Source organism: Halanaerobium sp., assembly GCF_003070835.1.
On sequence record NZ_QBLR01000118.1, the window covers coordinates 1 to 10,325 of the forward strand.

Here is a 10,325-nt window from a genome sequence, read left to right on the forward strand (position 1 = left end):
ATCATACTCAATATCTCTGGCAGTAAATTCTCCTTTTTGCAGAGAAAAACTGAGACTTTTTTTGCGATTTTCAAAGAGAGAATTCAAATTTTTGTCGTCTCTATTATATAATAGAATTGACTGCTTGTCATTCTTATCAGCAAATCTTTTAAAAATATTCATAAATTGATCCAGATCCTGATAAAAATCAGGGTGATCAAGTTCCAAATTATTTAATAAAAGTAAATAGGGATCAAAATAAAGAAAAGAGCCATCACTTTCATCGGCTTCAGTGATAAAATAATCTCCTTTACCGTCAGCAATATTACCGTTAAGTTCCTTAAGAAAACCTCCCACCATCACTGCAGGATCCATTTTTGCTCTCTTAAAAATTGCAGCCAGCATAGCAGTGACTGTAGTTTTTCCATGAGTACCAGCAACAGCAATAGTTTTTTTATCTTTCATTAAGTAGGCAAGCATTTCTGCTCTTTTAACTATTTTGAGCCCCTTCATTTTTGCTGCTTTAATTTCGGGATTATTAGCAGGAATTGCACTCGTTTTTACTATTAGGTCTGCTCCTTCAATATTAGATGCAGCATGACCTATAAAAAGATCAACATCATATTTCTCCAATAGTTCAAGATATTTGCTCTCTTTTAAATCTGATCCACTTACTTTATATCCTCTCTCTGCAAGGATCTCTGCAATACCACTCATCGAAACTCCACCAATACCAATTAAATGAACATGTGAATTTTTATTTAACAAAATAATCACCCTAAATCATGTTTTATAAGCCAAATTACTTTACTCTCTACTTAGCTCTTCAATTACTTCAATCAATTTCCTGAGAGAATCTTTTTGTGAAAACTCAGCAGCTGCTTTTGACATTGACTGCAGCAGATTGTCATTTTCAATAACTTCTTTGACTTTTTCTAATAACAGCTCTTCATTGAGTTCAGATTCTCTAATCATCACTGCTGCTCCAACCTTCTCCAGCGCCTGTGCATTAATCAGTTGATGATTTTCCGCAGCTTTCGCAAAGGGGATTAGAATTGATGCTTTGGCAGAACTTGTGATTTCAGCCAGACCTGTTGCCCCTGCTCTAGAAATAATTAAGTCTGCAGTCTTAAGTGCATATTCCATTTCATCCAAATAATCAATAATCCTGAGTAGAGAATTATCTGGAGTAATATTAATTTTTCTAAGCTGATTGATAAGCAGATTGTAATTTTTTTTGCCAGTTAAATGAACTATCTGGATTCTATTTTGAATTGCATATTTATAAATTTCTACTACATTCTTATTTATAACTTCAGCACCAAGGCTGCCGCCAGTAATTAAAATTGTTTTTAAGTCAGGATTTAAATCTAATTCATGATAAGCCAGATTGCGGTCTACATTCAATATTTTTGGTCTAACTGGATTACCTGTAATTTTTATTTTTTTTTGACTAACTTTTAAATACTCTGCTGCTTCCGAAAAATTTAAACAAACTCGGTCAACTACTCGGGCCAGTAATTTATTTGTGATCCCAGGATAAGCATTTTGCTCGTGAATAATTGTTTTTTTACCGAGCAGAACTCCAGCCAGAACAACAGGACCTGCTACAAAACCTCCAGTCCCAATAATCAAATCAGCTTTAAATTTATTTATTATAATAAGAGCTTTAATAATTGCCTGAAAATTATGGAATATTGAGCTGACAATTTTAGTTGAAACTTTCCGTGGTAGCGGTCTTACACTAAGTCCCCTAAAATCAAAACCTGCAGCTGGTACAATATCTGCTTCCATCCTATAATCAGAACCTATATATAGAATTTCCCAGCCATTTTCTTTTAATTTTTCAGCAACAGCAAGAGCCGGATAAATATGTCCGCCTGTGCCTCCACCTGTAATAACTGCTTTCATAATTTATTCATCCCTCAACATAACGTGATATATTTAATAGTAAACTAAGTGCCACCAAATTTATAACAAGTGATGAACCACCATAACTAATTAAAGGCAGAGTAATACCGGTAACCGGCATTAATGAAGTTACAACTGCCATATTAATCAGGGCCTGAATAACTATCATAGAAGTTATTCCGACCGCAAGCATTGAAGCAAAGGCATCATCCACTTTTACTGCAATCTTTAATCCTCTCCAGGCAAGCAAAAAATATAAACTGATAATAAACAAAGTACCCAGAAGTCCAAATTCTTCTCCCAAAACTGCAAAAATGAAATCAGTTCCTGGCTCAGGTAAATATAAAAATTTTTGGTGGCTGTTACCTGCACCTACCCCAAAAAGCCCCCCAGATCCCAGGGCCAGCAGTGACTGAATAATATGGTAGCCGCTATCTAAGGGATCACTCCAGGGATCTAAAAATGTAAGCAATCTTTCCCGGCGATAAGGTTCAATTAATATTGCTCCCAGAGCCAGCAGAAAGGAGATTATCCCCAGTGAGATAAATGTTAAAATTTTAATTCCACCAACCAAAATCATAACTGCAGCAACCATCGCAAGGGTAACAGCTGTACCCAGATCCGGTTCCATTAAAATTAGAAAAGAAATTGAAGCAATTACTAAAAGCGGTGGCAGAATCCCCTTTTTAAAATTTTTCATTTTGCCCTTGTTTTTATCTATATAGGCGGCCAGATAAAGAATAATAGTCAATTTTGCCGGTTCGGAAGGCTGAAAACTAATTGGTCCTAAAGGGAGCCAGCGTCTGGATCCACCAGCCATTCTTCCCACCCCAGGAATTAAGACCAGAATTAATGTCCCCAGTGAGATTAAAAGCAAATAGGGAGCAAGTTCTTTTAATTTTTTATACTTCAATTTATATGTAACTGCTGACAAAACCAGAGCAACGGCTAGATATTTAAGTTGATTAATAAAAAAATAATAACTATTAGAAAAAAGTTGCTCTGCTTTAACAGAGCTGGCCGAAAGAATCATTATCAGACCGCTCATCACCAGAGCTAAAATTGTAAATGATAAAATTAAATCAGGCAGCTTTTTTCTCATATTTTCTCCTTAATTAATATTTTTTAAAACAGTCTCCTTAAATATTTTACCGCGCTCTTTATAACTTGCAAACATATCCCAGCTTGGGCAGGCAGGAGATAAAAGTAGAGTATTATTCTGATTTAATCTTTCAACTCCAAATTCTGCTGCTTCTTTCAGATTCTCTGCCCTGATTAACTCCAACTCATCATTTTTAAATAACAGAGCCAGTTTTTCAGCAGTTTCTCCAACCAGAATTAATGTTTTAACCTTCTTTCTGATTATTGAAGCCAGATCACTGAAATCAGCATTTCTATCCTGACCCCCGGCAATTAAAATTATATCCTGATCCAAAGTCTTTAAAGCCTTAATAGCAGCATCAGGATTAGTGGCCTTAGAATCATCAATAATTATGTATCCTTTTTTATTGTTAATATATTCCATCCGATGTGACTGCAGTTTGTATTCTGCAGCTGCCATTTGAATTTTTTCCAGACTCTGACCGGTCAGATAAGCAGCCAGAGCTGCAAAAGCAGCATTTTTACGGTTATGTTCTCCAGGTAAATCAATTTTTCTGAAATCAAGCAAATTAACATTATCTTTTTGATAATATGCTCTTATATGATCTATTATTAAATCTGCATCCTGCATTTTAGAGCTCAGTCCGATAACATCTGCCTCTAATTCGTCTTTGAGCTGATATAGATAAGGATCATCAAGATCAATAACTGCATAATCATTTTCTCTTTGATTTAAAAAGATATTTTTCTTTGCCTTTTTATAGTTGGATTCATTATGATGTCGATCCAGGTGATCTGGACTGTAGTTTAAATAGAGAGCAATTCGAGCCCTAAATTCTTTAACTGCCTCCAGCTGAAAAGAACTCAATTCTAAAATAACCTTTTCTCCAGCCTGAAGTTGATCAATAATTGAAATAAAAGGAATTCCAATATTCCCGGCCACTTTAACTGATCTGCCGTCCAAATCGCTCAGCATCGCTCCCAGCATTTCTGTGGTAGTGGTTTTACCGTTTGTCCCGGTAACTCCAATAATTTCGGCATCAGACTGCCTGAAGGCAAATTCAATCTCACTGATCGTTTCAATCCCTTTTTCCCTTGCTTCTTTTAAAACAGCAAGATCATATGGAACCCCGGGACTTAGAATAATTAGATCACTTTTTAAAATTTTATCTCCACTACCCCCGAGATCAAAGGTGATATTTTTACTGTCAACCCGGGCTATTAAAGTTTCCAGTTCTTCTCTAGTTTTTGAGTCCACAACAATAATTTCCAGATTAAATTTTGAAAGATATTTGACAAGTGCCAGTCCAGTTCTTGCACTAAAACCAAAAACTGCCACTTTTTGATAATCTAAACGCAATAACATCTAACTCCTTTAAAATTTATAGTAATTAAAACAGTGAACTCACAGCAAACAGTGATAATACTATCGTAATAATTACAAACCGAAATACAATTTTATTTTCTGCCAGTCCACTTAATTCAAAATGATGATGAATTGGTGTCATCTTAAATACTCTTTTTCCTCCAGTAACTTTAAAATACGGTACCTGAATCATCACTGAAAGAGTTTCTATCACATAAATACCACCGATAATTAGTAAATATATTTCGGCAGCTGTTAAAACTGCTGTTGCCCCCAAAAAACCTCCAATTGCCAGGGAACCAACATCTCCCATAAAGACTGAGGCAGGATTAGCATTAAACCAGAGAAAGGCAGTTGTAGAGCCAGCCATTATTAACATTAAAAGACTGTAATTATTAAGTCCCTGCAAATAAAAGATGGCCGCAAAAGCAGCTGAAACAACAGCAGTCACACCTGCTGCCAGACCGTCCAGCCCATCTGTTAAATTAACAGCATTGGAACTTCCTATAACAACGATAAAAGCCAGGATGAATTTAAAAACCTCTCCCGTTTGGAGATTACCCAAAAAAGGAATTATTATACTGTGCTGTTTAACAACAAAAACTGCAGTTACTGCAGTTACTAAAGCTGCAGCTGTCTGTAAAATAATTTTCTGCCAGGCCTTCAACCCTAAAGAACGCTCAAACTTAATTTTTAAAAAGTCATCTAAAAAACCTGTTAAAGCCATGATAAAAGTTGACAGCAGCAGGGCAGTATATTCGATATTCAGCGGTACAAAAAAAAATGAGAGAATCAAAAAAACTGAGATAATTAAAAGCCCACCCATAGTTGGTATTCCAGCCTTTTTAAGGTGGCTTTCCGGTCCATAATCCCGTACCTGCTGACCAAAATTTAATTTTTTTATATAATTGATAAAATAATTTCCACTAAATACAATTATTAATAGTGGCAAAATATATGCTAAAATATATTGCATTTTAAAGCTCCTCAGTTTTTAATGCAGCAGCTATTTCTTCTAAATGATTGGCGCGCGATCCTTTTATTAAAATTAAATCGCCCTTATTAATTGCAGCTGCAAGAAATTCAACACATTCTTGATTATTTTCTAAAGTAATAATTCTATCTGACGGCATCTTCTTACCTGCACCAGCCGCAATTTCTCTAGCTTCTGAACCTATTGTTACTAGCAGATCAACACCTTTTTTAGCTGCATAAAGCCCAACCTCACGATGTTTAGCCTGACTTTGCTCTCCCAACTCCAGCATTGAAGCTAAAACAGCTATTGTTCTCTTAGATTGATGGCCCATTAAAACATCAAGAGCTGCCTTTACTGCCAGGGGATTAGCATTATAGCTGTCATTAATTATTCTCACCCCTGATTTTAATTCAATAAACTCCATTCGGTTTGAAGAAAATTCAGCCTGATCTAATCCCTGCTGAACTTCAGCAGAACTGAGTCCATTCTCTAAACCGGTTATAACAGCAGCCATTGCATTATAAATATTGTGTTTTCCAGCTTTATAAAATTTAAAAGAATGATTTTTATTTTTATATCTAATCTTAAAATTTAAAATCTCATTTTTACTGTCAAAATTATACTCTAAAGTCTGCAGATCAGCACCCTTTTCAAAACCAAAATATATCACTTCTGCAGTCGTTTCTTTTCCCATTTTTCTGGTATAAAGATTATCATAATTTAAAATCGCTTTATTTGAAGATTTAAGCTGATCGATCAGCTCTTTTTTTGCTCGTGCAATGTTTTCTAAACTTCCCAGCTGCTTTAAATGTGCTTCGGCTACATTTGTAACAATACCGATATCTGGTTCTGCAATTTCTGCCAGCAGTTTAATTTCTCCCAGAGCACTCATCCCCATTTCAAGAACAGCAAAATCTTCTGCAGCTGTTAATCTCAATAGAGTTAAAGGTAGTCCAATATGATTATTATAATTACCTTCTGTTTTTAAACAGCTGTATTTTTGCTTCAAGACTGAATAAATTAAGTCTTTAGTAGTAGTTTTACCTGCACTACCTGTAACAGCAATCACTTTTAAGTCAGCAAACGACTTTCTATAATTATGAGCAATATCCTGCAGAGCTCTGGTAGTATCATCAACTTTTAAAATGGCTGTATCAGAAGCTTTAATAAAATCGTCCTCTATTTCCCGATCAACAATTACTGCTCCAGCTCCATTTTTCACTGCCTCTGATAGATAAAGATGTCCATCCTGATTTTCACCAATAATTGCTATAAACAAATAATTATCTTTAACTTCTCTGCTGTCAATAACAATTTCTTCAATTATCTCAGCTGTATTTCCCTGCAGCAGTTCTGCGCCAGAAAAATCAATTATCTCAGCTAAATTTAAATTTTGCATTTAAATCCCTTTCAATGCTGAAACCGCCTCATATGCTACCTGACGGTCATCCAGCTCTATTTTTTTATTATTTAAAATTTGATACTGCTCATGACCTCTACCCAGCAGCATGACAAGATCATCTTCTTCAGCAATTTCAACTGCTCTTTGTATTGCCTGTTTTCGATCCGCAATAATTTCGTAATCAGCAAAACTTTCACTAAAACCTGATTTGATTTCAGTAAATATTTTTTCTGGATCCTCACTGCGAGGATTATCATTGCTTACAATTGTATAGTCTGCATATTTTTCTGCCAATTCGGCCATAGCAGGCCTTTTACTCCGATCTCGATCACCACCACAACCAAATAGCACAATTAATCTGTTTTTGTCCATGGCCGCAGCAGTTTCCAAAACATTCTTCATTCCATCCGGAGTATGGGCGTAATCAACAACAATTTGAAAATTTTGGCCGGCATTGATAATTTCAAAACGCCCCGGGACAGAATCAATCTCAGCCAGAGCTTTTTCTATACTCACCGCTTCAACTCCCAGCAAATTGGCTGTCAGTATTGAAGCAAGAGAATTATAAATATTAAATATCCCACCCAGTCTTAATTTGAAAAGAGACTCTATTCTGCCACCACTTTTATATTCCATACCTCTTTGATGAAGTTTAAAATCTTTTGTATATAAATCAGCAACTTCAGAATCCAAACTATAAAAATACTTCTGGCCGCCAGATTTTTCTTTAATATAATCGGCATTTGAATCATCAAGATTGATTACTGCAAATTTATCCTGAGAAAGATGAGAAAATAACCTTGACTTAACTTCACGATAATTTTCCAGTGTTTTATGATAATCTAAATGTTCAGGACTTATATTGGTAAAAACCGCAGCCTCAAATTTCATTCCTGCAACCCGATATAAATCCAGAGCATGAGAGGAAACCTCCATAACTCCATATTTTACCCCTTCTTCTCTCATTTGAGCAAAATATCTATATAAATCAATTGATTCTGGAGTTGTTCTACTTGAAGCGAGTTCCTGATCTCCAATTATATTTTTAATTGTTCCAAATAAAGCAGCTTTTCCAGCCGCCTCTTTTAAAATATTATATAATAAATAAGAAGTAGTTGTTTTACCATTGGTTCCAGTAATTCCAACCAGTTTAATTTCGCTGAGTGGATCTTCAAAAAAATTCTTCCCCAGTTCAGCCATAGTCTTTCTGCTGTTATTCACTTTAATATAAGTAATACCACTCTCGTATTGAGGAATATCTTTTTCAGTTATAATAGCTGTGGCCCCATTTTTAATGGCCTGAGTGATAAACTGATGACCATCCACTTCAAAACCACTGATAGCAATAAACATATTATCTTTTTCTACTTCTCTTGAATCATATTTTAATTCAGTAATTGTTTTGTTTAAACTGCCCTTTTTTAATTCAAAATCTATATTTTTTAGTAATTTTTTTAACTCCATATTTATTAACCTCCAAAATCCAGATCTCAATTTTAAACTAACGGAGTTTTAAATTTATTTGATTTGTAGTTTTAATTCTCCTGCCTGGATAAACTGATTGTCCAATCACTTTACCTGAACCAGACAATGAAACTTTTAAACCTTTTTGTTCTGCCAGTTTTACTGCATCATTTCCCTGCAGACCTCTAAAATCTGGTACTGCAATTAAGATTTCCTCTTTAGCTTCTTTTTTACTAAAGAGCCAGACAGTAGAATTGTAATTGCTTTTTATACCGGCAACAGGAAGTTGAGCTTTTACTATCTCTCCATCTCCAATTAGTTTAACATTAAATCCTTTTTCTCTCAAACTACTTTCAGCACTCAAAAAGCTTTCGCCTATTAAATTAGGTATCTCAATTTCCTGATCATTGTTTTGATAAGAAAATTGATCTTTAGTGTTAGGTTTAATATTTAAATAATTTAAAATATTAGCTGTTAGGTTTTTAAAAACAGGAGCAGCTGTCTGACTGCCGTAATATGTTTCACCTTTGATATCATATAAAATAGTTAGGACGACTAAATCCCTATCACCTGCAGGTACTATTCCAATAAAGGAAGAATCATAAATATCCTCATTATAGTGTTTGGCTGTACCGGTCTTTCCGCCAATTTCGTAACCCTCAATTGCTGCTTGAGTACCGGTGCCGCTTTCTACCACCTGTTTTAATAATTCTTTTGTCTTATCTGCAGTACTCTTTGAAATAACCTGTCTAATAATCTGAGGTTCGTTGATGATATTTTCAGACCTGCTTCCTGTATCCACTTTTTTAACAAGCCTGGGTTGCATTAATTTTCCTCCGTTGGCAACTGAAGAAACAGCTGCTGCAAGCTGAATCGGTGTTACAGAAATCCCATGACCAAAAGAAAAAGTTGCCAGCTCCACCGGACCAATTCTATCATATTCTGGAATAATTCCCCTGGCTTCAGCCGGAAGTCGGATTCCAGTCTGTTCGCCAAAACCAAAGGCTTTGATGTAGGAATAAAAAGTTTCTTTATCCATTTTTAGTCCAACTTCTACAAAACCGGGATTACAGGAGTTTTTAACAACTTCAGCAAAGGTCTGACTTCTATGACCACTATTGCTCCAGCAGTTAATTTTCTCATTTTCTACATAGATATGTCCAGGGTCTGTTAAAATATCATTTTCAGTTATTACTCCCTCTTCTAAAGCAGCTGCTGCCGTTATGATCTTAAAAGTTGATCCAGGTTCAAAAACATCACTGATCGCTCGATTACGCCAACTTTTTTCTGGATAATCCTCAAACTGATTTGGATTATAAAGAGGGGTATTTGCCATAGCAAGTAGATCACCATTGGATGAGTCCATAACTATTACTGAGCCACCAGAAAAATCAAACTTCTCAGCAGCATTTTTCAGTTCTTTTTCTGCCATATATTGAATTACTTCGTCTATTGTTAGATGAACATTATATCCGTCTCTCCCAGGTACAGCTTCTCGAACCCCATTGGGAATAGTTTTACCCTGAGCATCTCTTTCGATGATCATTTTCCCTGCTTTACCGCTTAAATAATTATTATAAGATAACTCCAGGCCACTTAGACCATTATTATCCACACCCGTAAACCCAATTATATGAGAAGCAAGTTTTCCCGCTGGATAATATCTTTTACTTTCTTCAGTAAATGTAATTCCCTTTAAGTTTTTTGCTTCAATCTGCTTATACAACTCATTACTAACTTTTCTCTGTAAAAAAATTGCAGCAGCATCTGAGGTAATCCTTCTATAAATTGTATTATAACTAATATCCAGCAGCTCAGTCAGTTCTGCAGCTGTTTTATTGGGATTAATAATATTATCCGGCAGAGCAACTACAGTCTTAGCTGGTAGGCTGACTGCAAGTTTCCTGCCGGTATTATCATAGATTATTCCTCTTTCTGAGTTAACCACAAACTCCTTTATTCTCTGATTTAAGGCTTTGTGTCCAAAATGTCCTTGGCTTAAATAGTAATATAAATATTATTGCGAAATAGAATATTATTCTATTTTTTTTACTTTCTTCAAATTGCTGCAAATTTAATCCTCCTACTCAAGTGATTCAGCCTGAACGGTAGTAACTTCTTTTACT

The 10,325-nt window shown here is 35.2% G+C and carries 8 protein-coding genes; all 8 read right to left on the reverse strand.

Annotated elements, in window-relative coordinates:
- The coding region (locus CI949_RS11975; RefSeq protein WP_290766856.1) for a Mur ligase domain-containing protein at positions 1 to 756 on the reverse strand (756 nt) is incomplete at its 3' end.
- Positions 757 to 786: 30 nt separating this feature from the next.
- Complete coding sequence (murG, locus tag CI949_RS11980; RefSeq protein ID WP_290766858.1) at positions 787 to 1,890, reverse strand: undecaprenyldiphospho-muramoylpentapeptide beta-N-acetylglucosaminyltransferase; 1,104 nt, start codon at positions 1,888 to 1,890, stop codon at positions 787 to 789.
- Between the two features lie 7 nt (positions 1,891 to 1,897).
- Positions 1,898 to 2,992, reverse strand: coding sequence for a putative lipid II flippase FtsW (gene ftsW, locus CI949_RS11985; protein ID WP_133530256.1), 1,095 nt, complete (start codon positions 2,990 to 2,992; stop codon positions 1,898 to 1,900).
- A gap of 9 nt (positions 2,993 to 3,001) precedes the next feature.
- Positions 3,002 to 4,351, reverse strand: coding sequence for a UDP-N-acetylmuramoyl-L-alanine--D-glutamate ligase (murD, locus tag CI949_RS11990; protein ID WP_290766860.1), 1,350 nt, complete (start codon positions 4,349 to 4,351; stop codon positions 3,002 to 3,004).
- 31 nt (positions 4,352 to 4,382) lie between these two features.
- Positions 4,383 to 5,333, reverse strand: a complete 951-nt coding sequence (gene mraY / locus CI949_RS11995; RefSeq protein ID WP_290766862.1) for a phospho-N-acetylmuramoyl-pentapeptide-transferase — start codon at positions 5,331 to 5,333, stop codon at positions 4,383 to 4,385.
- A gap of 1 nt (position 5,334) precedes the next feature.
- Positions 5,335 to 6,732 carry a UDP-N-acetylmuramoyl-tripeptide--D-alanyl-D-alanine ligase gene (gene murF, locus CI949_RS12000; protein ID WP_133530259.1) on the reverse strand — a complete coding sequence of 466 codons (1,398 nt, stop codon included), beginning with the start codon at positions 6,730 to 6,732 and terminating at the stop codon, positions 5,335 to 5,337.
- On the reverse strand, positions 6,733 to 8,199 hold the full coding sequence (locus CI949_RS12005) for a UDP-N-acetylmuramoyl-L-alanyl-D-glutamate--2,6-diaminopimelate ligase (RefSeq protein ID WP_133530260.1): 1,467 nt from the start codon (positions 8,197 to 8,199) through the stop codon (positions 6,733 to 6,735). It abuts the gene before it with no gap.
- Positions 8,200 to 8,236: 37 nt separating this feature from the next.
- Complete coding sequence (locus tag CI949_RS12010; protein ID WP_290766866.1) at positions 8,237 to 10,147, reverse strand: PASTA domain-containing penicillin-binding protein; 1,911 nt, start codon at positions 10,145 to 10,147, stop codon at positions 8,237 to 8,239.
- Positions 10,148 to 10,325 lie beyond the last annotated feature (178 nt).

What these genes read in the sequence shown, in the direction of transcription:
- ftsW (WP_133530256.1), bottom strand. Translation starts at nt 2,992, where the DNA reads ATGAGAAAAAAGCTGCCTGATTTAATTTTATCATTTACAATTTTAGCT.
- mraY (WP_290766862.1), bottom strand. Translation starts at nt 5,333, where the DNA reads ATGCAATATATTTTAGCATATATTTTGCCACTATTAATAATTGTATTT.
- CI949_RS12005 (WP_133530260.1), bottom strand. Translation starts at nt 8,199, where the DNA reads ATGGAGTTAAAAAAATTACTAAAAAATATAGATTTTGAATTAAAAAAG.
- murF (WP_133530259.1), bottom strand. Translation starts at nt 6,732, where the DNA reads ATGCAAAATTTAAATTTAGCTGAGATAATTGATTTTTCTGGCGCAGAA.
- murG (WP_290766858.1), bottom strand. Translation starts at nt 1,890, where the DNA reads ATGAAAGCAGTTATTACAGGTGGAGGCACAGGCGGACATATTTATCCG.